The sequence below is a fragment of the Bradyrhizobium sp. 63_E2_N1_3 genome, assembly GCF_052076005.1.
Lineage (GTDB): Bacteria > Pseudomonadota > Alphaproteobacteria > Rhizobiales > Xanthobacteraceae > Bradyrhizobium > Bradyrhizobium barranii.
Map to the genome: position 1 here is coordinate 7,027,453 of NZ_CP197235.1, position 23,742 is coordinate 7,051,194.

23 protein-coding genes are annotated in these 23,742 nt (G+C 63.1%); 12 read left to right on the forward strand and 11 right to left on the reverse strand.

Annotation, left to right across the window (positions count from 1 at the left end):
• Window positions 1-38 precede the first annotated feature (38 nt).
• The 3 genes from AB7531_RS33375 to AB7531_RS33385 all read right to left on the reverse strand — a co-directional run bounded on the left by AB7531_RS33375 (window position 39) and on the right by AB7531_RS33385 (window position 3,220).
• Entirely contained in the window at window positions 39-1,058 is a 1,020-nt protein-coding gene (locus AB7531_RS33375; protein ID WP_063984861.1) for a S1C family serine protease, read from the reverse strand.
• Window positions 1,059-1,164: 106 nt separating this feature from the next.
• Window positions 1,165-1,614 (reverse strand): hypothetical protein, encoded by a 450-nt coding sequence (locus tag AB7531_RS33380; RefSeq protein WP_063984862.1) that lies wholly within the window; start codon window positions 1,612-1,614, stop codon window positions 1,165-1,167.
• Window positions 1,615-1,621: 7 nt separating this feature from the next.
• On the reverse strand, window positions 1,622-3,220 hold the full coding sequence (locus AB7531_RS33385) for a GMC family oxidoreductase (protein ID WP_063984863.1): 1,599 nt from the start codon (window positions 3,218-3,220) through the stop codon (window positions 1,622-1,624).
• 201 nt (window positions 3,221-3,421) lie between these two features.
• Here AB7531_RS33385 and AB7531_RS33390 point away from each other — a divergent pair, with 201 nt between their 5' ends.
• The gene (locus tag AB7531_RS33390) at window positions 3,422-4,210 is read left to right on the forward strand and encodes a thermonuclease family protein (RefSeq protein ID WP_063984864.1); all 789 of its coding nucleotides are present in this window, start codon (window positions 3,422-3,424) and stop codon (window positions 4,208-4,210) included.
• Between the two features lie 214 nt (window positions 4,211-4,424).
• On the opposite strand, the gene cyoD is transcribed toward AB7531_RS33390, so the two are convergent.
• From cyoD to AB7531_RS33410, 4 genes are read right to left on the reverse strand one after another with little or no spacing between them, the layout of a single operon-like run.
• Window positions 4,425-4,814, reverse strand: coding sequence for a cytochrome o ubiquinol oxidase subunit IV (gene cyoD / locus AB7531_RS33395; protein ID WP_028150137.1), 390 nt, complete (start codon window positions 4,812-4,814; stop codon window positions 4,425-4,427).
• A complete protein-coding gene (locus AB7531_RS33400; protein WP_063984865.1) occupies window positions 4,811-5,452 on the reverse strand; it encodes a cytochrome (ubi)quinol oxidase subunit III in 642 nt (213 codons plus the stop codon). Before AB7531_RS33400 ends, cyoD begins: the two co-directional genes overlap by 4 nt.
• On the reverse strand, window positions 5,452-7,452 hold the full coding sequence (gene cyoB / locus AB7531_RS33405) for a cytochrome o ubiquinol oxidase subunit I (protein ID WP_063986581.1): 2,001 nt from the start codon (window positions 7,450-7,452) through the stop codon (window positions 5,452-5,454). Before cyoB ends, AB7531_RS33400 begins: the two co-directional genes overlap by 1 nt.
• Window positions 7,442-8,275 carry a hypothetical protein gene (locus AB7531_RS33410; protein ID WP_063984866.1) on the reverse strand — a complete coding sequence of 278 codons (834 nt, stop codon included), beginning with the start codon at window positions 8,273-8,275 and terminating at the stop codon, window positions 7,442-7,444. Before AB7531_RS33410 ends, cyoB begins: the two co-directional genes overlap by 11 nt.
• Window positions 8,276-8,508: 233 nt before the next feature.
• Between AB7531_RS33410 and AB7531_RS33415 the strand changes: the two genes are divergently transcribed.
• Genes AB7531_RS33415 through AB7531_RS33425 form a run of 3 tightly spaced genes read left to right on the forward strand, consistent with a single transcriptional unit; the run spans window position 8,509 to window position 10,689 of the window.
• Window positions 8,509-9,321 (forward strand): SDR family NAD(P)-dependent oxidoreductase, encoded by an 813-nt coding sequence (locus AB7531_RS33415; RefSeq protein ID WP_063984867.1) that lies wholly within the window; start codon window positions 8,509-8,511, stop codon window positions 9,319-9,321.
• Window positions 9,322-9,332: 11 nt separating this feature from the next.
• Window positions 9,333-9,887, forward strand: a complete 555-nt coding sequence (locus AB7531_RS33420) for a carboxymuconolactone decarboxylase family protein (protein ID WP_063984868.1) — start codon at window positions 9,333-9,335, stop codon at window positions 9,885-9,887.
• A gap of 1 nt (window position 9,888) precedes the next feature.
• Complete coding sequence (locus AB7531_RS33425) at window positions 9,889-10,689, forward strand: SDR family NAD(P)-dependent oxidoreductase (RefSeq protein ID WP_063984869.1); 801 nt, start codon at window positions 9,889-9,891, stop codon at window positions 10,687-10,689.
• 46 nt (window positions 10,690-10,735) lie between these two features.
• On the opposite strand, the gene AB7531_RS33430 is transcribed toward AB7531_RS33425, so the two are convergent.
• The gene (locus tag AB7531_RS33430) at window positions 10,736-12,076 is read right to left on the reverse strand and encodes a PQQ-dependent sugar dehydrogenase (RefSeq protein ID WP_063984870.1); all 1,341 of its coding nucleotides are present in this window, start codon (window positions 12,074-12,076) and stop codon (window positions 10,736-10,738) included.
• A gap of 236 nt (window positions 12,077-12,312) precedes the next feature.
• Between AB7531_RS33430 and AB7531_RS33435 the strand changes: the two genes are divergently transcribed.
• The 3 genes from AB7531_RS33435 (at window position 12,313) to AB7531_RS33445 (ending at window position 14,868) form a co-directional block, all read left to right on the forward strand.
• Window positions 12,313-13,503, forward strand: coding sequence for a urate hydroxylase PuuD (locus tag AB7531_RS33435; RefSeq protein ID WP_063986582.1), 1,191 nt, complete (start codon window positions 12,313-12,315; stop codon window positions 13,501-13,503).
• A gap of 152 nt (window positions 13,504-13,655) precedes the next feature.
• Window positions 13,656-14,513 carry a VOC family protein gene (locus AB7531_RS33440; protein ID WP_063984871.1) on the forward strand — a complete coding sequence of 286 codons (858 nt, stop codon included), beginning with the start codon at window positions 13,656-13,658 and terminating at the stop codon, window positions 14,511-14,513.
• A 79-nt stretch (window positions 14,514-14,592) separates the two neighbouring features.
• Window positions 14,593-14,868 carry a hypothetical protein gene (locus AB7531_RS33445; protein ID WP_063984872.1) on the forward strand — a complete coding sequence of 92 codons (276 nt, stop codon included), beginning with the start codon at window positions 14,593-14,595 and terminating at the stop codon, window positions 14,866-14,868.
• A 157-nt stretch (window positions 14,869-15,025) separates the two neighbouring features.
• On the opposite strand, the gene AB7531_RS33450 is transcribed toward AB7531_RS33445, so the two are convergent.
• A complete protein-coding gene (locus AB7531_RS33450; RefSeq protein ID WP_063984873.1) occupies window positions 15,026-16,000 on the reverse strand; it encodes a Bug family tripartite tricarboxylate transporter substrate binding protein in 975 nt (324 codons plus the stop codon).
• 422 nt (window positions 16,001-16,422) lie between these two features.
• Here AB7531_RS33450 and AB7531_RS33455 point away from each other — a divergent pair, with 422 nt between their 5' ends.
• From AB7531_RS33455 to AB7531_RS33465, 3 genes are all read left to right on the forward strand, one after another.
• Window positions 16,423-17,094: a hypothetical protein gene (locus AB7531_RS33455; protein WP_063984874.1), complete on the forward strand. Its 672-nt coding sequence runs from the start codon at window positions 16,423-16,425 to the stop codon at window positions 17,092-17,094.
• A 29-nt stretch (window positions 17,095-17,123) separates the two neighbouring features.
• Window positions 17,124-17,360, forward strand: a complete 237-nt coding sequence (locus AB7531_RS33460) for an HGGxSTG domain-containing protein (RefSeq protein ID WP_354097118.1) — start codon at window positions 17,124-17,126, stop codon at window positions 17,358-17,360.
• A gap of 325 nt (window positions 17,361-17,685) precedes the next feature.
• Window positions 17,686-19,074, forward strand: coding sequence for a hypothetical protein (locus AB7531_RS33465; RefSeq protein WP_063984876.1), 1,389 nt, complete (start codon window positions 17,686-17,688; stop codon window positions 19,072-19,074).
• A 476-nt stretch (window positions 19,075-19,550) separates the two neighbouring features.
• On the opposite strand, the gene AB7531_RS33470 is transcribed toward AB7531_RS33465, so the two are convergent.
• Window positions 19,551-20,612 (reverse strand): FUSC family protein, encoded by a 1,062-nt coding sequence (locus tag AB7531_RS33470; RefSeq protein WP_187387774.1) that lies wholly within the window; start codon window positions 20,610-20,612, stop codon window positions 19,551-19,553.
• Complete coding sequence (locus AB7531_RS33475) at window positions 20,605-21,777, reverse strand: HlyD family secretion protein (RefSeq protein ID WP_063984878.1); 1,173 nt, start codon at window positions 21,775-21,777, stop codon at window positions 20,605-20,607. Before AB7531_RS33475 ends, AB7531_RS33470 begins: the two co-directional genes overlap by 8 nt.
• A gap of 107 nt (window positions 21,778-21,884) precedes the next feature.
• Between AB7531_RS33475 and AB7531_RS33480 the strand changes: the two genes are divergently transcribed.
• Both AB7531_RS33480 and AB7531_RS33485 read left to right on the forward strand, forming a co-directional pair.
• Window positions 21,885-22,754 (forward strand): LysR family transcriptional regulator, encoded by an 870-nt coding sequence (locus AB7531_RS33480; protein ID WP_063984879.1) that lies wholly within the window; start codon window positions 21,885-21,887, stop codon window positions 22,752-22,754.
• A 142-nt stretch (window positions 22,755-22,896) separates the two neighbouring features.
• Complete coding sequence (locus AB7531_RS33485; protein ID WP_187387775.1) at window positions 22,897-23,214, forward strand: hypothetical protein; 318 nt, start codon at window positions 22,897-22,899, stop codon at window positions 23,212-23,214.
• The last annotated feature ends 528 nt before the right edge of the window (window positions 23,215-23,742 follow it).

Genomic DNA, 23,742 nt, shown 5'->3' on the forward strand with positions numbered 1-23,742 from the left:
GGCATGACGCCGTCATACCTCGCCCGGAGGCACCAACGCTAGCGCGCCGGCTTGCGCTCGATCGGGTCGATATCGATCGCCCGCAAGCGGCCGAGCCGCAGCACGTCCATGGCGAGCCGCCGGCCGATCCGGTCGCGGTCGAGCACGCGGATCAGATCGTCGACGCCGTTGATATCGACACCATCGAGCTTGATGACGACGTCGCCGGGCAACAGGCCCGCCTTCGCCGCCGGTCCATTCGGCTCGATCTGCATCAAGAGCGCGCCCATCTTGTTGTCGACGCCGGCCAGTACCGCGTGCCGCCGCGGGACCGGTGCAGTCTGCCCGGCGACGCCGATAAAGGCGCGGCGGACATAGCCGTGGCGGATGATCTCCGACAGCACGAACTGCGCGGTGTTGCTGGCGACCGCGAAGCATATGCCTTGCGCGCCATTGATGATGGCGGTGTTGATGCCGATCACCTCGGCATTCGACGACACCAGCGGCCCGCCGGAATTGCCGGGGTTGAGCGCAGCATCGGTCTGGATCACGTCCTCGATGGTGCGGCCGCTCACTGAGCGGATCGAGCGCCCCAGCGCCGAGACCACGCCGGCGGTCACGGTCGACTCGAAGCCGAGCGGATTGCCGATCGCGATCACGAGCTGGCCGCGCCGCAGGGTCTTGGAGTTGCCGAGCGCGGCATAGGGCAAGTCGCGCACACCATTGGCGCGCAGCAACGCAAGGTCGGTGTCGGGATCGACGCCGAGTACGGGGGCCTCACCGACGTTACCCTCGACGTCCCGCAGCCGGATCTCCCTGGAGGAACCGACCACGTGGCTATTGGTGAGCACGAGCCCGTCCGGCGAGATCACGATGCCGGAGCCGAGCCCGCCGCGCTCGCGGCCGTTCGGCACCTTTGGCCCGGTCTCGACGCGCACGACGGCGGGGCCGACACGGTCGGTCACGTCGATCACGGCATTGGAATAGGCGTCCAGCAGAGCCCGGTCGTCGACCGGGGCAGACGCTGTCGCTCGCGATGACGCGGCGTCATCGACGATGTCTGAGGTAAAATCCAGCATGGCAAGAGTCCTTGAGGCTCACACAGATGGTGGCCTGTTCCTGCCAACGCAAGGGACCCGCCTGGGGCGCAAGGCTGGGCTGTCAGGACTTGACCTACCAAGGTGGCTAGGGCGCCCGCCGCAGCGTGCCCGCCCTCGCCTTGACCGGGTCGAGCAGCGACCAGTCGCCGTCCGGGAGCACGTAACCCTTGGGGAACGGCGCGCGCAGCTCGAGCCCGAGCGAGCGCAGCACCCGGTCGTCGCGGTAGTAGCATTGCAGGACGACGCGGACGAGCGTTGCGGCAGCCGCGCCGCCGGAGCTGCGGAACTCCTGCGCCACCGCATCGCGCCTGGCGGCATCGAGCTCGGCGAACGGTTGCCCTGCGAGCCGGGCCAGATGGTCCAGCGCCGCCGCCACCAATTTGGTGTCGCGGCCCAGCGTCGTCAGAATATCGGCCTGGATCGCGGGGTCGTCGGCGCCGGGCACCTTGTACTCGTCGCTGGCGGGCACGATCATCGCAGCGATGGTGCGGAGATCGTTGCATTGGGCGCGCGTGAGTTGATTGTCTGCGGACATGACGGCCTCAGTCGAACAAGTTTGCGAGGCGCTGCTTCATCTGGTCGGCGATGTAGAGCGCGAGGGCCTGGATGGTGGACGTCGGGTTCACGCCGCCCGAGGTGACGAAGATGCTGCCGTCGACGATGAAGAGATTTTTGACGTCGTGCGTGCGGCCCCATTCGTTGACGACGGAGCGTTCGGGGTCGGTGCCCATCCGCGCGGTGCCGAGCAGATGCCAGCCGCCCCACGGGATCGGCGAGTTGACGCAGATGTCGGTCGCCCCCGCCATTTCCAGAACCTCGCGGCCGCGCGCGAGCGCATGCTCCATCATCTTCCGGCTGTTCTCGCTGATCGAGTAGTCGATCTTCGGTGCTGGAATGCCGTGGCTGTCCTTCAGGACAGGATCGAGCGTGACGCGATTGTGCTCCTCCGGCAGGTCCTCGCAGATCGCGGAGAATCCCAGCCGATGGCCATTGAGCTTGCGGAAGACGCGGTGATGATCCGCGCCCCACGGCAAAATGCCCCTCTGCTCGCTCACGACAGCCTCGAACACCGGTCCTGCCCCGCGCACGAACTGGACGCCGTAGCCGCGTACGAAACCGCGCGACAGGTCGGTGTCATACCATTCCTTGCTCCACAGGCAGGTCGGCGGCGCGCGGTTGCTGTCGGTCGGCTCCTTCACATAGCCGTAGATCTGCGCATAGGGATGGAACATCAGGTTCTTGCCGACGAGGCCCGACGAATTGGCAAGACCGTGCGGGAAGCGGTTGGATGCCGAGTTGAGCAGCAGCCGGGGCGTGCCGACGCCGTTGCAGGCGATGATGACGACATGCGCCGGCTGGAACTGCTCGACGCCGTCCTTGTCGTAATAGACCGCGCCTGAGGCCATGCCGTTCTCGTCGGTGGTGATCTCGCGCACCCGGCAATGCGTGCGCAGCTCGACGCCGGCACGGATCGCGTGCGGCCAATAGGTAATGTCGGTCGAGGACTTTGCGCCTTGGGCGCAGGCCGGCGTGCAATGGCCGAGATTGATGCAGCGCGCGCGGCCCTCATAGTCCGTGGTCGCGACTGTCGTGTCCGACGGCCACCAGTGCCAGCCGAGCTTGTTCATGGCCTTGCCGATGATGGCGCCGGACAATCCCATCGGCTGCTGCGGCATCGGCGGATGCGTCAGCGGTGACAGCGGATCGCCCGATAGCCCAGACGTGCCCATGATGCGGTCGTTCTCTTCGAAGAACGGCGTCAGCGCGTCGTAGTCGATCGGCCAGTCGTCAGCGACGCCGTCGAGCGTCTTCACCTTGAAATCGGAGGGATGCAGCCGCGGCCAGTGCGCGGTGTACATCACCGTCGAGCCGCCGACCGCGTTGTAGTTGACGACCTTGATCGGCGAATTGTCGTCGTTGATCGGATAGTCCTCGGGCCGGCCGCGGACATTCGGGCTCGACGACCACTCCCCGTAGAACTTGGCCTCCCAGTCGCGGCCCGTGCTGGGATATTCCGCCGGGTTCATCCAGCCGCCCTGCTCCAGGCAGAGGATGTGCATCTTGGTCTCGGCCAGCGACCACGCGATCGCGGCACCTGAAGCGCCGGCGCCGATGATCAGGACGTCCACGGGGTCTTTCATCGAACTTTCTTCCTCCCGCCCTCGCCGCTTCAAGGGCGATTCGGTCTACGCAGGTTTTTGATCGTGCCGAACGATAGGGGCAGACCGGCCGGTCAGTAAAGGCTGGCCCGCGAATGTCGCACTTCGCAGGGCGCAGACCATTGGTATCGCGACCTCCGGATGCTAGGAACGAGGCGCCAGAGCAATCGATAGCGAGACGTTATGTCCTTTAGGAATTCATTTGCCGCCGCCCGCGCCTTCGCGCTTGTTTCGTTTCTCGCTCTGTCCGGGTTTCTGGCCTCTTCCGGGCCCGCCTCCGCGCTGACGGCGGCCGCGACCGTCCGGGACGCCAATTCGATCCAGCTCGGCGACGTCACCTACCGCCTCGACGGCGTCGACGCGCCCGAGCTGGACCAGGTCTGCATCGACGATCACGCCGATCCCTGGACCTGCGGCATCGAGGCCCGCGACCAGCTGGCGAAGCTGATCAACAAACGCAGCGTGCGCTGTGACGATGTCGGGCCGGAAAAGAGCTTCGGCAAACGGCACCGGGCGATCTGCACCGCCGAGGGCGACAAGGTCTCGTTGAACGAGCAGCTGGTCAAGCTTGGCTATGCCATCGCCCGCGAGCCGATCAAGGCGAACGTCAAGGCTGCCGCGGCCGATGCCAAAACCGCGTCAGCCGGCATCTGGAAGGGCTGCTTTGTTGCACCGCAAGAATTCCGCATGGGCAAGAAGGACGGCACGCTGCTCGGCGCCGCCTGCCGCGCCGACCGCGACAAGGAAATCCGCGCGGCGCTGTTTCCGGAGGAGCTGACCATGCCGCCGAGTTGCAGCATCAAGGGCAAGCTCGCCGTGCGCGCGCGCGTCACCGGCAATATCGGCATCTATCACTTGAGAGGCTGCCCAAGCTATCCCGCGACCACCAAGCCGGACCGCTGGTTCTGCTCGGAGGACGACGCGCAGGCCGCCGGCTTCCGCAAGGCCTACAATTGCCGCCGGCCGAAATGAGGAAGCCCGTCACGAGCATGTGAGCGGTAGCCGGAGACAGTATTGATCCGGAATTGAACTCTCTCGGTGGTTGCTACATCTAATATGTACGCAAGCGCTTTGCGCGAGCGTTCCTTGGCAGCAATCCGGCTTCGGTCCGATTGCTTTGCTCGGGCGTTTCCTCCCTAGACTTGGGCCGCTTGTCACAACAAGCGGCTCTTCTTTTTTGTGCGCCCTATTTCCGCATCGGCATGATCTGGTCCATCGGCGGCATGTTTGCATTCAGATGCCCCATGATCCAGACGGTGCCGCCGACGACCAGGAAGACGACCAGAAGGCCGAAGGCGAGCGCCAGCACGTTGTTGGTATTGTCAGGCCCGGTCGTGATGTGCAGGAAGAACACGAGGTGCACGCCCATCTGCGCGATCGCCAGCACGATCAGAGCGACGGGGATCGATGGCTGCCAGACCAGGTCGGTTCCGGCGATGAAGAATGACGTTGCCGTAAGCAGCAGCGCGAGGCCGAGCCCAACGACATAGCCGAGCACCCGCTCGCCGACGCTGTGTTGCTCTTCCTCGCCCGGTGCGAGATCGTGTCCGGTCCGCACATGCGTCTGATCGCTCATACGGCACTCCCAAGCAGGTAGACGACGGAGAAGACCCCGACCCAGACGATGTCGAGCGCATGCCAGAACAGCGCAAAGCACATCATCCGGCGCAAGACGTCGGCGCGAAAGCCCTTTGCGAATACCTGGGCTATCATGGTGAGCAGCCACAATATGCCGGCCGAGACGTGCAGGCCGTGGCATCCGACCAGCGAGAAGAACGAGGTCAGGAACGCGCTGCGCGACGGGCCATAGCCGCGTGCGACGAGGTCCGCGAATTCGCGGAACTCGATAGTGAGAAAGATCAGTCCGAGCACGCAGGTCACGGTCATGCCGAGATAGAACCAGAACCGGTTGCGCACGTCGGCGGCAATGCTGGCCATGCCGCAAGTGAAGCTCGACAGCAGCAGGCAGACCGTCTCGATCGCGACGTTGCGCTGCTCGAAGATCTCCGAGCCGCTGGGGCCGCCCGCGGTCTGGCCGGACAGCACCGCATAGGCCGCGAAGAAGCAGGAGAACATCACGATATCGGAGAGCAGGAAGACCCAGAAGCCGTAGGCGGTCACGATCCGCTTCGATGCCGGACCTGGATGCTCGACAACGAGCCCGATATGGTGGGGGTCGGCATGCGCGCGGCCCGCGGTCGCCGTCATCGACATCAGAGCGCTCCCGCCATGCTGACGAGGCTGCGCCGTTCCTCGATATTGATGCGATCGATCGCTGCGACCTCGTCGGCCGGAATGACGTATTCGTCATGGTCGCGCCAGGCGAACACGACGAAGGTCGCGAAGGCGCCGATGCCGCCCAGGATCACCATCCACCAGATGTGCCAGATCAGCGCGAAGCCCATGATGGTGGCGAAGAACGCGCAGACGAAGCCGGTCGGCGAATTCCTGGGCATCTCGATATCCTGATACTCCGGCCGATCATGCTCGAGCTGCTGCTGCTTGGCATGGGCCTTCTGATCCCAATAAGCATCCTCGCCGCGCACATCCGGATAGAAGGCGAAGTTGAACACGGGCGGCGGCGACGAGGTCGCCCATTCCAGCGAGCGGCCGTCCCAGGGATCGCCGGTGCGGTCGCGCAGGGCCTCGCGGTTGCGGATGCTGACCACGAGCTGCACGATCTGGCAGATCACGCCGATCGACAGCACGGCCATGCCGGCGGCCGCCACGAACATCCATGGCCGCCAGGCCGCGACGTCGTAGTGCTGCATGCGCCGGGTCATGCCGAGCATGCCGGCGATATAGAGCGGAATGAAAGTGACGTAGAAGCCGAGGAACGTGAACCAGAACGCCGCCTTGCCCCAGCGCTCGTCGAGACGAAAGCCGAACGCCTTTGGGAACCAGTATTCGAAGCCGGCGAAGGCGCCGAACAGCACGCCGCCGATGATGACGTTGTGGAAGTGCGCCACCAGGAACATGCTGTTGTGGAGCATGAAGTCGGCCGGGGGCACCGCGACCAGCACGCCCGTCAGCCCGCCGATGATGAAGGTAACCATGAACCCGACCGCCCACAGCATCGGCGTCGCAAAACGGATGCGGCCGCCATACATCGTGAACAGCCAATTGTAGATCTTCACGCCCGTCGGTATCGCGATGATCATGCTGGCGATGCCGAAGATGGCGTTGACGTCGGGGCCAGCGCCCATCGTGAAGAAATGGTGCAGCCAGACCATGAAGGAGATGACGCAGATCGCCATGGTCGCGAGCACCATCGAGCGGTAGCCGAACAGCGCCTTGCCCGAGAAGGTCGACACCACCTCGGAGAAGATGCCGAAGGCCGGCAATACGAGGATATAGACCTCCGGGTGCCCCCAGGCCCAGATCAGGTTCATGAACATCATGACGTTGCCGCCGGCTTCATTGGTGAAGAAGTGGAAGCCGAGGTAACGGTCGAGCAGCAGCATCGCGAGCGTGGCGGTGAGGATCGGAAAGGCGGCGACGATGAGCAGGTTGGAGGCCAGCGTGGTCCAGCAGAACATCGGCATGCGCAGATAGTTCATGCCCTTGGTGCGCAGCTTCAGCACGGTGGTGACGAGGTTGATGCCGGCGACCAGCGTGCCGACGCCGGAGATTTGCAAAGACCACGCGTAATAGTCGACGCCGACGCCGGGCGAATAGGACAGTTCCGACAGCGGCGGAAAGGCCAGCCAGCCGGTGCGCGCGAACTCGCCGACCACGAGCGAGATATTGACCAGCAGCGCGCCGGTCGCGGTCAGCCAGAAGCCGACCGAATTCAGCGTTGGGAAAGCAACGTCGCGCACGCCGAGTTGAAGCGGCACGATCAGGTTCATCAGCCCGATCACGAACGGCATCGCCGTGAAGAAGATCATGATGGTGCCGTGCGCCGAGAATATCTGGTTGTAGTGCTCCGGTGGGAGATAGCCTTGTGACTGGTAGGCGACCGCCTGCTGGAGCCGCATCATGATGGCGTCGCTGCCGCCGCGCAGCAGCATGACCGAAGCGAGCAGGATGTACATCACGCCGATGCGCTTGTGATCGACGCTGGTGATCCATTCGTGCCAGAGATAAGGCAAATGACCTTTCACGACGACCCAGATCAGCACGCCGAGGATCGCGACCAGCACGACGGCACCCGCGACGAGGGGTATCGGCTGGTCGAACGGAATCGCCGACCAATCGAGCTTACCGAGCATCGTGGCCTCCACTATGCGGCCTGCCGGCATCGGAGAGTAGCTCCGGGCCGGGCCCTGGCGGAATGTGCTGGGTTGCGATCAGGTCGAACAGACGGGGATCGTCCAGGCGAAAGGTCAGCCTGTTCTTCTCGATGCCCTGCTGCATCAGCTTCGTATAGCTCTCCTCGTTCAGCACGGCATCGGTCTTCGCAATGGTCGCGACCCAATCCGGGAAGGCGAGCGGCGAGATCACGTTGACGTCGAACATCATGTCGGGAAAGCCGTCGCCGGAGAAATGCGCCGACAGACCCTGCAGCTTGCCCTCATTGTCGGCACGCAGGTTCAGCTTCGTCACCATGCCGTTCATGGTGTAGATCATGCTGCCGAGCTGCGGGATGAAGAACACGTTCATCACGCTCGACGACGTCAGCTGGAAATTCAGCTCGGCACCAGCCGGCACCGTCAGCGTGTTGACGGTGGCGATGCGCTGGTCCGGATAGATGAAGAGCCATTTCCAGTCGAGCGAGACCGCCTGGATGCGGACCGGACTGCCGGTGCCCGGCACGGGCGCGGCGGGATCGAGCTGGTGCGAGCCGATCCAGGCGACGCCGCCGAGCAGGATCACGGTGAGCGCTGGGATCGCCCACACCACCATCTCGACGCGGCCGGAATAGACGAAGTCGGGCTGGTAACGTGCTCTCGGATTGGACGCGCGAAACCAGAACGCAAAGGCCAAAATCGCGAAAATGGTCGGCACCACGATCACGAGCATGATGAAGACGGAATCGACCAGGATGGTGCTGTTGGCGGCAGCCACCGGCCCTTTTGGATCGAGCAGATTCATCGGCAAGCCACTGGCGATTGGGAAACCCCAGGCGAGAGCCTAGCGCGGAAAAGCCCCCGCAACAAACGCAAGCTCGGCAGAACGGTTCCGCGATACGCCCGCTTAATTGTGCGCCGTGCCGCCCGGCGGCATGCAATTCCATGCGATGTCAATGACATCTGCGCGGGACCATCGGCCTTCTCTCCTGTCAGGGCGATTGCTAATCTGCACGAAAATAATTGGGATGAAACGACATGCAGGGCCCCGAGGACGATGCCGGCCTCGCCGGCAGGGTGGCACTGATCAGCGGCGGTGGCGCCGCTGGCGACGGCATCGGCAACGGCCGCGCTGCAGCAATCCTATTGGCCCGCGCCGGCGCAAAAGTGCTGGTGGCCGATCGCGACCTCAGGCTCGCCGAGCGCACGGTGGAGATGATCATGGCCGAGGGCGGCACGGCAGCAGCACATGGCGGCGACGTCACCAGCGAAGCCGATTGCAAGACACTGGTCGAGGCTACGCTCGACCGCTGGGGCCGGCTCGATTTCCTCGACAACAATGTCGGCATCGGCAGCCGCGGCAGCGTGGTCGACGAGACTCCCGAGCAGTATCGCCGTGTCATGCAGGTCAACGTCGAGACCATGTTCCTGCTCTCCAAGCACGCGATCCCCGCGATGATCAGGACCGCCAAGGGCGGCGCGATCGTCAATATCTCCTCGATCTCGGCGCTCAGGCCGCGCGGGCTCACGACCTACACGACCTCAAAAGCTGCGATCATCGGCCTGACCCGCGCTATGGCGGTCGATCACGGTCGCGACAACATCCGCGTCAACTGCATCTGCCCCGGACCGATGTACACGCCGATGGTCTATGCCCGCGGCATGAGCGAGCGGGCGCGCGCCAACCGCGCCAGGGCCTCCCTGCTCAAGACCGAAGGCACCGGCTGGGATGTCGGCCACGCCGTCAAATTCCTGCTCAGCAATTTTGCGCGCTACATCACCGGCCAAGTGCTGGTGGTCGACGGCGGCGTGACGCTGCAAGCGCCGGAACGTGAATCACAGGAACACTGAAAGGAACACGGATGGCCCGCCTGCCCTATCTCGAGGCCGACCAGGTCGCGCCCGAATATCGCGACATGCTCAAGCGCAACACCAACCTGCACAAGCTGCTGGTCAACTCGCCGGAGATGGCGCGCGCCTTCAACGGCATCGGCAGCTATATTCGCTTCAAGAGCAAGCTCGACCCGCGGTTGCGGGAGCTCGCGATCCTCCAGGTCGGCTGGATGGAGAAGTCGGAATACGAATTCACCCACCATGTGAAGATCGGCAAGGAGTTCGGCGTCACCGACGAGGACATCGCAGGTCTGATGGCGGAGACCGACGGCAAGCCGTCGAAGCTGGAGCCGCTCGCCAGGGCGATCCTGAAAGGCGCCCGCGAGATGGTGCGCGAGCTCGCGATGTCGGACGCGACCTTCGCCGAGATCAAGAAAGATCTCTCTGACGAGCACATGGTCGACCTCGTGCTCACCATCGCCTTCTATTGCGGCGTGGTACGCGTGCTCGCCACTATGAAGATCGACAACGAACCGTATTACAAAGAGGTACTCCAGCAGTACCCGATCCCGGGAGTGAAGTGACATGCGCTTGAAGGACAAGGTCGCGATCGTCGTCGGCGCCGGCCAGAGCCCCGGTGAAGGCATGGGCAACGGCCGCGCCACCGCGCTGACCTTCGCGCGCGAGGGTGCCAAAGTGCTGTGCGTCGACCACCACCTGGAATCGGCGCAGGAAACCGTCGATCTGATCGCAGCGGAGCAAGGCACCGCCGCGGCTTTCAAGGCCGACGTGACCAAATCCGCGGACATCAAGGCGATGGTCGCGGATGCGCTGGCGCGCTGGGGCCGCATCGACGTGCTGCACAACAATGTCGGCGTCAGCCTGTCCGGTGGCGATGCCGAGCTGCTTCAAATCACCGAGGAGGCGTTCGACCGTGTCGTCGCCATCAATCTGAAGAGCTGTATTCTGGCAGCGAAGGAAGTGATCCCGATCATGCGCACGCAAGGAAGCGGCGCCATCGTCAACATCTCCTCGATGGCCGCGATCACGACCTATCCTTACGTCGCCTACAAGGCGACGAAGTCGGCCATGATCGCCTTCACCGAGCAGCTCGCCTACCAGAACGCCGAATACGGCATCCGTGCCAACGTCATCCTGCCCGGCCTGATGAACACGCCGATGGCCGTCGACACCCGCGCCCGCGAATGGTCCAAGCCCCGCTCTGAAGTCGAAGCCGAGCGCGACAGCAAGGTGCCACTGCGCAGGAAGATGGGCACCGGCTGGGACGTCGCGAATGCCGCACTGTTTTTGGCGTCGGACGAGGCGAATTTCATCACCGGCGTGACGCTGCCGGTGGACGGTGGCGCGAGTGTGAGACGGGGGTAATTCGAGCGCGCTGCTTACCCTCCCCTGGAGGGGGAGGGAAACAGCGTCACTGCGGTGCGCGCGTCGCCCGCCAGATGGTGCCATTGCCGTCCTCCGACACCAGCAGCGATCCATCCTTCGCCACGGCGACACCAACCGGCCTTCCCCAGACCTCCGTGTCACTCACGACAAACCCCGTGACGAAATCCTCGTACTCGCCGGTGGGCTTGCCGTCCTTCATCCTGATACGGATCACCTTGTAGCCGGTGCGCTTGGAGCGGTTCCAGGAGCCGTGCTCAGCGGCGAAGGCATCGCCTTGATAGTCGGACGGAAACTGCGTGCCCTGATAGAAAGTCATGCCGAGCGAAGCCGAGTGCGGCTGGATCAGCACGTCGGGCACCGTCACCTTGTCCTTGAGGTCCGGCCGCGCGCCGGCGTGACGCGGATCTTCGTTGCCGCCGATATAGAACCACGGCCAGCCGTAGAACGCGCCCTCCTTCACGCTGGTGACGTAATCGGGCACGAGATCGTCGCCGAGCCCGTCGCGCTCATTGGTCGAGCACCAGGGCAGCCCGCTCTGCGGCTCGATCGCAAGACCGACGCAATTGCGGATGCCGGTGGCATAAATCTTCCGGTCCTTGCCGTCAGGCGTGAAGGCCATCACGGTGGCGCGCTCGAGCTCACTGGCCCAGGCCGCGCCGAGCGGCTGCGTCTTCGACCAGCCATCCAATCCGCCCGGCGGCGTCCCCATGCCCTCGGCGACGTTGCTGAGCGAGCCGACCGAGACCAGCATGCGCTTGTTGTCGGGCGTGAAGACGATGTCGCGGGTGGAATGGCTGCCGTCCTGCGGCAGGCTTGCCACGATCGTCTCCGCCCTGCCGCGCGCCTTGAGATCGCCGGCCTGATAGGGAAACCGGACGACGCTGTCGGTGTTGGCGATATAGACCCATTGCGGATTGTCGCCGTTCGGAAAGAAGGCGATGCCGAACGGCCGTCTCAATCCGCTGGCAAACACCTCGTTGGTCGCAGCCTTGCCGCCATCCCCGGCGCGCAGCACGCGGATGGCGTCGGCCCGCGTCTCCGCGACGAAGACATCGCCGTTCGGCGCGACCCTCACAATGCGCGGCGCGCGCAAGCCTTCGGCGAACAGCTCGATCTTGAAACCCGCCGGCACACGTGGCGTGGCCTCCGGCGGTCGCGACGCCACACGCGCGGTGCTCGCAACCGACCGTGTCGCGCCGGGCCTGACGAGGTCCTGCGGCCGGATCAACCTGACCGTGCCGGGCTTGTCGGCCTGCCAATCGCCATAGGCGTCCTTGCCTTGCAGAACCGGCTCGGCCTGCGCGCTGGCAGCAACCGCGACCAGCAATCCCGCAGCCGTTGCTGCGGACGAAATCCTGCTTTTCACGTCGTTTTCCTCCCAGCCTGCGCGTCCTGAACGTCGACGCTTATAGGTCCGCAAATGTTCTGCGGCAGTACAAACACCTGCCGAATCCCACGTCAGCTCATGCCCGCACGATGTGCATCAGCCGCAGCCCATCGTACTGGAAAATGCGGCAGATCGGTGCGACACATTGTAAGGGCGCGACCGCCGGTTGCGGTCATCAAAGCTGCGGCATCCAGGTCGCAATTGATGGGGTGATCATGTGGGGATCCATCATATCGGAATGGGCGAGCCTGCTGCTGCGCTGGCTGCACGTGGTGGCGGCGATCGCCTGGATCGGCAGTTCCTTCTACTTCATCGCCCTCGATCTCAGCCTGCAGCCGAAGACTGACCTGCCGGACGGCGTGCAGGGCGAAGCCTGGCAGGTCCATGGCGGCGGCTTCTACCGGATCATGAAATATCTGGTGGCTCCGAGCCAGATGCCGGAGGAGCTGACCTGGTTCAAATGGGAGGCCTACACCACCTGGCTGTCCGGCTTCGCGCTGATGGTGGTGGTGTACTATCTCGATGCCGACCTGTTCCTGGTCGACAAGTCGATTCTCGACCTCACACCGATCCAGGCCGGGCTGTTCAGCTTCTGCAGCCTGGCGCTGGCATGGCTGCTCTATGAGGCGGCCTGCCGCACCGGGCTTGCGCAGCGCGAGCTGCCCTTTGCCATCGGCGGCTATCTGTTCCTGGTCGCGCTCACTTACGCCTTCACCCACGTCCTGAGCGGGCGCGGCGCCTTCAACCAGATCGGGGCGATCATCGGCACCATCATGGTCGCCAACGTGTTCGCACTGATCATCCCGAACCAGAAGAAGATCGTCGCCAGCCTGATCGCGGGCCAGGCGCCCGATCCGAAGCTCGGCAAGGCCAGCAAGGAGCGCTCGGTTCACAACAACTACCTGACCTTGCCCGTCGTCGTGCTGATGATCAGCAATCACTATCCTCTGCTCTACGCGACGCGCTTCAACTGGATCATCGTCGCGATCATTCTGGCGCTCGGCCCCGTGATCCGCCACTTCTTCAACGAGCGGCACGCGGGGCGCAAATCGCCGTGGTGGGTGTGGGGTGTCGCCGCGTTGGGCGTGATCGCGATCCTCCTGCTCTCCGCGGCCGGCCCCCGCGAGGTCAAGACGGGCGCGCTGTCGGCACAGCCGACGCGCGCCAATGTCGAGGAGATCGTGATGTCCCGTTGCAGCATGTGCCACGCGGCCGAGCCGGTCTGGGCCGGCATCGTGACCGCGCCCAAAGGCATCTTGCTCGACGCGCCCGAGCACATCCATCGCAACATCCGCCTGATCGGCCGCGTGGCGGCGTGGTCCAATGCGATGCCGCCGGGCAACATCACCGACATGACCAGCGAGGAGCGCGCCATCCTCGCCGCCTATATCGAGCAGGCGCAGTGACGCCATCACGCGTCGATACCGCATTTCGCGAAATGAAATTCCGCATCCGCCCCCGATTTGAAAATGACTTGATCGCCTATCCGGCGTAGACAGGGCCAGCGGCCGCTGGCGCGGTCCAGATCCAAGTTTGCATCTGCTGCGGGGAAAGAACAGTGGCCCTCAAGAACATCATCGGTATCGACCACGCCGTGGTCATGGTTCGCGACCTCGACAGGGCCGCCGAAAACTACAGGCAGCTCGGTTTCACCCTGTCGCCGCGCGGCACCCACAGCGCGCATATGGGCACCGGCAATTACACCATCATGTTCGACCCCGACTATATGGAGCTGCTCGGCGTGCTGGTGGCGACCGAGCACAACGCACCGGCCCGCGCCTTCGTCGACAGGCACGGCGAGGGCATCGAGCGCATCGCCTTCACGGCGATCGACAGCGCGGCCGGCGCCGAGGAGATCCGTGCGCGCGGCCTGACGCCGATCGGCCCGACCGATTTCGAACGGCCGGTGACGCTACCCGATGGCACGATCTCGGCGGCAAAATTCCGCACCTTCATGTGGCCGACCGCGGAGGCGCCCGGCGGCGTGCGCATCTTCGCCTGCCAGCACAAGACCCGCGAGACGGTGTGGATTCCTGAATTGATGAAGCACGCCAATGCGGCGAAGCGGATCAGGCAGACGCTGATCGCAACGCCCGAGCCCGCGCAGGATGCGGCGCATCTCGGCCGCCTGATCGACCGCGAACCGAGGACGGAAGCCGATGGTGCAGTCGCCGTGCCGTCCGGCGGCGACCGCGCCGACTTCGTCTATTTGACGCTGGAGCAGCTCGGCAAACGCTATCCCGGCGTGCCGCTCACCGGTCTTTCCGCGCGCGGCGGCGCGGCCCTGGTCCTCGTCAGCGGCGATCTCGCAGCCACCGAGAAGGCGCTGGGTCCGGCTACGTTGCGCAGCGGGGCTGCGATCTGCGTGCCGCCGGCCAAGGCCAACGGCACCCTGCTCGCCTTCGTTGCCGGCTGATTTTAACTAATTCCTTAACGAGCGTTTACCCGGCGGCACTAGGACTTTCGGGCTTTCCACGCCGCCCGAGGCCAAGCGCATGTTCAAAGAGGAATCGCCGATCGCCTATGACGCGCCGGCCGAGCTGAAGAAGTGGCCGTCGCTGAAAGGCGAGAGACAGAAGGACCGGGGTCCGCCCTATCTCGTCTACAACGGCACGCTCGCCGACTGCGTTCGCGTGCTCATGGATAAGCCGATCAAGGGCATCTCGCTCTACGACATCATGACGAAGCCGCAAGCAGCGTTCGAGCAGACCGTGCTGTCGCCCGGCGACGCCGCCGAGATCGCGATGCGCAAGGATTTTCCCAAGGACTAGCTCGAAGCCCGCTTCGCGGCCAGTTTTCCCTGCTGCTTTAATGAGGATTCCGTCGGCGCATCGAGGAAGACGACCGGCGCGAAGGTCCGCGCCGTGCGCCTCGCATCGAGCGAGCGCTGATCCGCTACCGCAAGCAGATCCTCTCGCCCTGACGCCCCTACTCCGCCTTGATGTTCGCGGCCGCGACGACCTCGGCAAGCTCCGTGGTCTCCTTCGCGATCTTCGCGGCGTAGTCGGCCGGGTTGAGCACGCTGACGACGCCTTGCGACTCAAGCCGCTCCTGCACCGCCGGATCTTTGGCGGCGGCGACGATCTCACGGTGCAGCGTCTCGCGGATCGGCGCGGGCACGGCCTTCGGCATGAAGAAGCCGACCCAGAACGAGATGTCGAAGCCGGGATAGCCGGCCTCCGCGACGGTCGGCACATCAGGCAGCGCCGGCAGCCGCTCGGCCGATGACACCGCGAGCGCGCGCAGCTTGCCGGCCTTCACCAGCGGGACGGCGGACAAGGGATCGAACACCGCCAGGACCTCCTGCGCGAGGATGCCGACCTCGGATGCCGCGCCGCCGCGATAGGGCACGTGGATCAGCTTGATGCCGGCCTTCTGGCTGAGCAGCTCCATGGCGAGATGGGCAAGGTTGCCGTTGCCGCCCGAGCCGTAGGCGAGCGCGCCCGGCGCGGCCTTCGCCGCCGCGACCAGATCGGCGACGGTGTTGATGTTGGCCGTCTTGGGATTCTCGGGATTGACCACGAGAACGAGCGGCGCCGAGATGACGGTGGTGAGCGGCGCAAAGTCCCCTTGCGGATCGTAGCGGGCGTCCTTGAACAGCGTCTTGTTGAGCGTGATTGTGGACGAGTTGCAGGCGAGGATGGTGTAGCCGTCCGCGTCCGCGCGCGCCACGCCCTCGGCTGCGATCATGCCGTTGGCGCCGGCGCGGTTCTCGACCACGAAGGGCTGGCCGAGCTTGTTGCTCAGCCGGTCGCCGATGATGCGCGCGACCACATCGACCGGGCCGCCCGCGCTGAAGCCGACCATGATCTTGACCGGACGCGTCGGATATTTCTGCGCGAGAGCCTCGGTCGTCACGCACAATCCGGCGACAATCGCCAGCAGGCGAATCGTTCGTTGCATTCGTTCTCTCCCCGGACCCGCGCTGCCGCTTTTGCATGGTGCGGCGCCTCTGGAGATCATGATTAGCGGTCGCGCCGGATTTCGCAATCGCGTTTGCGCGCCGTCATTCCGTCGCGCGGCACGCGAGAGCCGCATCCAGACAAAAAATGCGAAAACAACCCCATGCACAGTAGCCGGCCCCGGTCAGGACAAGGACTTGCGCAGGACAAGCACCTTCGGATACCACGAAATGCAATTTGACACGTCGGGCAAAACACCGGCATGATGGCATCATCGCAACAATCGCCAGCGTCCAAGCCGCCCGCTCCTCGGGCGCCTCGCCGCGATCGCGCGTAAGCCTCTCATCGACATCTCGAAATTGGTAGCCGCGCGCAGCACGCGGGCGGGCGGTCGCGCACCTGCGCCGGCAAAGGACACGACACATGACGACATCCCCAAATCGCCACACCACGCCACCGGTTGCGGCAACCGATCGCAGCGACCCGGCTGCGAGCCCGCGCATCAAACTCTACAGGCGCCGCATTGCCATCGACCATCCCGACCCGAAAACCGGCGAACGGCTGCTGGCCGACGCGCTCGGTGCCGTCGACCGCGATGCGCTGCACGGCATCTTGAAGCAATTGGTGAAAGCCAGCGTGATTGCGCAGAAGCCGGACGAGGCCAATCTCGCCTTCATGATCTCGATGATGAAGAGCATCGCGCCGAGGGACTCCATCGAGGCCATGCTGGCGGCGCAGATGGTCTCCATTCACGTCCTGGCGATGCGCTGCGCCCATCGCCTCGCCTTCGCCGACGACATCCCGCGGCAGGACAGCGCCTCACGCGCGCTCGCCAAGCTAACGCGAATCTTTCCGGCCCAGGTCGAGACGCTCAACCGGTACCGCAACAATGGCGAGCAGGCGATCACGGTGCAGAGTCTGACGGTGCAGGATGGCGCGGGAGCCACCGCGAGCCACGCCGTACAGCACGCTGGAATGATCGTAACGGAGCAAGGCGTCGCGGACACGCCGATGGGAGCAGGATCGATCTCGCCTCACGAAGCCGGCGAAGGCGAACATGAACTGGTCGATGCCGCACAAGGCGCCAGCGCATGAGCGGCGATCACTCCCGCAACATGGCTGCGATGCTGGCGAGTCCGCGCTGCGGCGCCAGGACACGCAGCGGCACCGCCTGCCTCGCGCCGGCGGTGCACGGCAAGACCCGCTGTCGCATGCATGGCAGCGCCGCGAGGTCAGGCGCACCGAGAGGAAATCAGAATGCGCGGAAGCATGGGCTATTCACGCAAGACCGGATCGCAGAACGAAGGGCGATACGGGCGCTGCTGGGCGAGACGCGGAAGCTGCTGCAAGAGCTGGGCTAGGCCGTGTACCCATAAACCCCGCGGCGTGATGCGACGAAGGCTACGCCTGCTTTGCCCCAATAGCGACCAGGTTCGTGCGGCAGCACAAGAGGTCGCGATGGGCCATTCGCGACATTCTAGCTGTGCGCCGACGAATTCCGGTCTACCCCGATAGGCAGACATAACGCATTCGTGAACCTCGCCACAGGGCGACCGCTGTCCTTGCGAATGAACACAAGGGACGGCAGGGGCGACCAACCCTACAGCGGGAAAACTTGCCACAGCGCCTGCCTCGGCTGCATGTCAGGACGTTCGAGGCAGCATTCCCGTTCCGGGGAGGCGCGATATGCTGCAGTTGAAAGACAAGGTCGGACGGTTCGCGACGACAGGGCGCAGCTGCCAAAACTGGAAAAAGGATCAGGAGCTGGTCATTTCGCTGCTCAACAAGATCGCCATTTCCGACGGCGGCGCCGAGAACACGCTTAAACCACAGATGGTCGTGACCGGTTACGCCAGCGACGGCCTTTACAACTCGATTCTGTACTTCCAAAAGAAGAACTTTCCCGGCACGCCTGACGGCTATGTTCGGCCTGCCGGCCCGACATTCAGTCGGCTCGTTGAACTGTCGACGAAGGCGGCTGCCAAGCCCGCCCTGCCAAAGGGCCAATGGGACGCAATCGCGACTCCTTCCGTCGATGCTGCACTTCGCAAAGGCCTCATCGACGATTCAAAGCTGGACTACGCAGAGATCGTTGACATCATCCGGGCTACCGTCGCAGACGGCATGGTCACCGCATTCGAGCTGGACGACCTGACCACCATTGCGAACACCTCCAGAACGCTCTCCCCCACCTCGAAAAAGCTCATCACGCTCTTCGTCGGAGAAGAATACAAGGAGAAGCGCGGGATCGGACCGTACGACCTCAATTCCGACCAGAAAAAACTAGCCGCGGAAATGGTCTGCGATTTCCTGAAAAACACGAGGACGACGTTCTTTCCGAAGCTCGACCCACACCGCGTCGGCATAGGTATTCTCAGGCGCATTGCGAAGCCGAGCCTCATCAATCAAGATCAGGGAAGTCTGTGCGGGCCATCCGCCCTGATGTTCGGCTACGCGTCCGACAAGCCAGGGTCTTACGCGCGGTTCGCGATCGATCTCTATCAGAAGGGGCAGGCGAACCTTGGCCGCCTGCTGATCAAGCCGGGAAAGGATGTGAGGAACTTCACGCCACCCTGGTCGCTGGACCACGTCGATTGGCTGACATGCGCCTCCATACGCGATTCGGAGAACTGGTTCCTCGATTTCGACGACACAGGCAAGATCAGCGATCTTGCGGGTGTCACCCTGCCGAGCGAAATGGAGCAATGGTTTCGCAAGGCAGGATACCGGGACGTGCGGGAGAATACCAACATTTCGCGATACAACAAAGACATCGACGATGTAAACGAAGCCAACCGGCTGCTCGACAGCGGATATCGCGTATGTCTTTTCATAAGCGCCAATATGATCGACTATGACGACCAGTCCGATAAAGGCTCCGCGTTTACAATGCACTGGGTCGTGCTGCGCGAGAAGATACAAGTGATGAACGGGTACGTGAAGGCGAAGGTCTTCTCATATGGCGATGGAGACTACGTGATACCGCATCCGCAGGAAAAAACCGGTGCCGTCAAGCCCCTCGCCGTTCGGGACTTTCTTATGAATTTTTATGGGTACGTTGCTGCCAAGGGGTGACCGGGGCGAGAAGCGCCGAAGGCATCATCATGCTGGTCACGCACGAGATGGCCTTCTTCCGATGTCTCGACCTGCGTCGGCTTCATGAATGCCGGCATCATGGCCGAGGATCGGCACGCCCGAGGAAACCATCCGCCAGCCGCGCAGCGAAACGGCTGAAGGTTCTTGAGCCGGTTTCACGAGGCGCACCGAGGCTTGTACTCGCAGAACGCCCGGCAGTCAGGGCGCGTATGAGGTCCGCTGTGCCCCTGATAGCGGCGCAATAGCGGATCTCAGCAGAGGTCGGCTTTTGGTCAAAAGCAGCGATCAGGGGTAAGCGCGGGGTGTGTCGGGTTTACCTCCGTCAGCTGACACGCTGAGACCTGAAGCACGGTTCGGCTCGACGATCGCATTCGCGATGTCCGGCCGCTTGAGGGGACATACGAAGACTGGTCGGTCGACATTGGGAAGACGGCGGTTAGCCTCCGTCGGAGATGCTACTGGTCTTGAACCAAAGGCCAAGCGAAGGTCGTCAGACACAGCATGGCGGAGCCGATCGCGATGCCAACTAAACGCTCTAGCCCAGGCGTAATATCTGTGATCGGAGCTGGTCCCTGAACTAGGGTGATGAGAAGCCCGAGCGTGAACTGCGTTCCGAGATAGTTGATCTCCCGTCCTGTCTGGATTTGGTAGCCGATCCAGACGCCGGCAGCGAGGGTGAGCACGGTTACCGGCAATCCTGTGCCGAACAGGCCAATAGAGACAAGAGCGACCGCGCTACCAAGCAGGCATCCGAACGCCCTGTGGGCTATCCTCTCGTAGATCGTAGCATATCGGCGGTTCCCCACCGCGGCCGATGGGACGATCATGATGACGTACGATGTGACCGCAGTTTGTGAGAACTCCTCAATGCCGAACCACCGCCAGATGAGGGGAAGCAAGGCGACGGCCAGCGCCGCGCGCGTACAGTGCTCGAGCAGCAGCCAATTCTCTCGTAGCCAGCTCTCATTCAACACATCACGCAGGCGTCCACACCAGAGCATGTCGTAAGCATGTTGTTCCCTGCGGCTCGGTGTATCCGGGAACAGGCTTGCAACAACAAGGCATGCGCACGTTCCGACCGTAATCTCCGCCACCCGCGTGGCGGCGAAATGCACGACAGAGTCTGGCGAGGCGAGCGCCTCGGTGATGACCATCCCGGCCGTAAGGCCAAAGAACAGCCATGCGTAACTGTAGTTGGTCGCCAGCGACTGAAAGGTGCCGATCCATGACACAAGGAAGAGGAAAACGATTAGCAGCAAAGGGGCGTCCGCTGCGCTGGGCGCAAGCAGGAGCCCCAGCAGTGCTCCACCGGCAGTGCCCACGATTCGCATCAGTCCCCGCCGGAATGTCTCGGCGAGGCTGCCACGTATCACCATGTAGCCGCTGAACGCTGCCCAGGAGAGATCATCAAGGTTGAGAATGGTTGCCGCCGCGACAGCAACCAGCACCGAGATCGCGAGTTTTGCTGCGTCTCTGGCGCGCGGGCCGCGAAGCTCGAGCGATTTGAGCTCACGCACCAGGGCTTGCGGTATGGGTCGCAGGGCCGATATCAGGAGCGGCATCGTCAAGATTCTCCCAATCAGTAGATGACCAGGACGCGGGCGTCGACGCCCATGAAGAGTTGGTCGCTCCCAGGAGATTCGAGCAGCGTGAATCGAACTGGAATCCGTCGTTGCAGGCGAATCCAGTCACCGTTGGAGATACGTAAGGGACAAGTGTCTCGCTTCCTTGCTGGCGACTAATGCCGTGCGCCAGACCTTGGATGCGCGCGCGATAAAGATGCCAGGGATGGCTGTCGAGCCAGATCCAGGCGAGGCCGCCGGGATGGAGGTGTCGTAGATAATATTCCTTGTAATTGGCAACGACGCGCCAGGCGTTTCCATCGACGATCGCAACCGCTGCCTGGCTCGTGGAAACCATGTCGCCAGTTTGAATGGCAAGATGCGTCACGAAACCATCAACGGGCGCCACGACTTTGGTGCAGCCCAAGCGCCATTCGGCGAGAAGACGTGCAGCGTGGGCCGATGAGACGGCAGCCTTATCCAGGCTGAGAGTCTCGCTCTCCTTCTGCAAGGCAGCTTCGGCAGCATGTTGCTGGGCCGCGCTTTGCTCCTCGGTGGTACGAGTCGTGTCGAGGGCCTGCGCGGAGATCGTACCGGACTGGGCAAGCGGCGTGTCACGGCGCAGGTTTGCCGCAGCGAGCCTCTCGGCAGCACCCGCCGCTTCCTTCTGCGCCTGCAGAACCTGCAACTGCGCCCGGTCGACCGGCAGCTGAGCCTCAGTTCGCGCCTCCTGCGCGCGCGCTTGCTCTACGGCCAATCTGAACGGAACCGGATCGATGGTAAAGAGGAGGGTTCCCCGCTTCACCCATTCGTTGTCTTTCACAAGAACCGCTGCGATCGGACCCGTAACTTCCGGCGTGATCGACAGCACATCGGACGTGACGTATGCGTCGTCCGTATAGGCGAACAGATGGCCCGATATCCACCAGGCTAAGACAGTTGCTGCAACGGCGAGGAGGAACAGCAAGGCGCGCCGGCGGTGCGAAAAAACGCGCGATCGATCGAGTTCGGGTGTCGCGGAAAGCGAAGGTGCAGCAACCGGGAGACGGGGTTCCATGTTCCCAATCGCCGGCTCGGGGATGGACTTGTCTTTCAGACTGACGTTCAGATTCTGGTCCAATTTCGATCGTCCAAGTCAATCGGCGCCCCCGATAGGAGATATTTGATTTCGATAATCGCGCAGTCAAATATATAGGAAGCACGATCTCGATAGCTTTTGGCACTGACATGGAACTGCGCCACATCCGCTATTTCCTCGCGGTTGCCGAGGAGAAAAACTTCACACGCGCCGCTGCGCGCGTTGGAATCGGGCAGCCGCCGCTGAGCCAACAGATCAAGGATCTTGAGGCCGAAGTCGGGGCTGCGCTCTTCCATCGCATTCCCCAGGGTGCTGAACTGACCGAGGCAGGGCGCGCTTTTCTAGAGAACGTGCGGGTCATTCCTATGCAGGCGGAGCGCTCCATTCGCGCCGCGCAGAGGGCTGCGCGGGGTCAAATCGGTTCGCTGCGGGTCGGCTTTACCAACTCGGCACCATTTAATCCCGTTGTTACCTCGACAATCCGATCGTTTCGCCGAGCTTATCCCGATGTGGATCTGACGCTGGAGGAAGCAAGCACATCCCGCCTCCTTGCGGGCCTTCGGGAAGGAGAGCTGGACGCGGTGTTCCTGCGCCCCGATGAGGGCGAGGACGATCTACAGTTTCGGCGTCTCTCCAGCGAGCCGATGCTCGTCGTATTGCCCGCAAGCCATCCGGTGGCGAAGTCGACTGAAATCGATCTTATCAGGCTCAAAGGGGATCCGCTCATTCTGACGCCGCGCGGATCGGCCTGGGTTGACACAGTCATCGCGGCCTGTCGGCGGGCGGGCTTCGAGCCGACCCTCGGGCAGTCCGCGCCGCAGATCAGCTCTGTCGTCAGCCTGGTGGCAGCTGAGCTTGGCTTTTCGCTCGTGCCGGCGTCAATGCGCCAGCTTCATGTAACCGGCGTCACCTATCGTGAGGTCAAAGGGGACGCTCCAATCGTGCGCTTGGCTCTGGCGTTCCGGCGTGGCGAGACCTCGAAGATCGTCCGCAACTTCATTGCCCAGGCGGTGGCGTGAAACAGGGGGAGACCTCGGGCAACGCTCAACCTGCTGGCAACCATACGGGAAATAGACGCGACCGGCTCGGCTCAAACAAGCATAGATTGCGGCAGTTCGTCTCACGAGGGGCCAAGTGTGCTTGCCCGGGAAGGCGCAAAATATGTTACCCGCAGATTACGTTTTTGATCTGGCTGTTGCGTTAGTTGTAACCCTAAACCTCTATTTCGCGCCTCGTATCGAGCGGGACCGCATCGCAATGCAGTGGGGACGCAACGGCGAGCCAACATGGAGCGCCCCAAAATGGTTCGCGATGTGGGGAGTGGTTGTCTTCATGGGAGCTGTTCGGCTTTTTATTTGGCTGGTTTCGACCTATGCGCCGCAGAGCGTGCACGGCGTTGAACTAGGAATAGTCATTTTCTCGGTGGTCGCTTTAGCCTCCCATTTGTTCGTTTTGATGAAGGCGAGAGCGGCACACTGAGCTGGGTCATGAAAGTCGGCTAAGGGCCACGAGCCGTCATCAATGTGGTGTTGTGACGCGGTGGCCTGAGGCGGCCCGAAACTGGTGAAAGCACAACCTTTAGTGTATTGGTATCAGTAGCTCGCGTGGACGCCCCTTGAGCTTGGACGCGCTGTCGTAGGTTGCGCCCCTTGAGAGCACCGTCCGCGGTTGAGACTAGCCTTCGACTGATGACTGGCTGAGGCGTTCAAGCGTGCATCACGGCTACGGCGAGATACCTGTAACACCAACGATGATCCAGGCAGTACACCTGAACACAGGGACGACGACGTCATGGATGCGCACAACTATCCATATATACGGGACACAGTCGTCATTAATGCCTATGTGCAGGGCTTCTATAATAATTTTGTAGGATCGGGCCCCGTCTTTCTACTCGGGCGAGTTGTGATCCATGAGGTTGACCTCATAGTAGGTCAGAAGCCCCTGATCATCATCGCCGACGAGTATCACGGCAACGGGAAGATAATTAACGCAAGGGGAGCATAC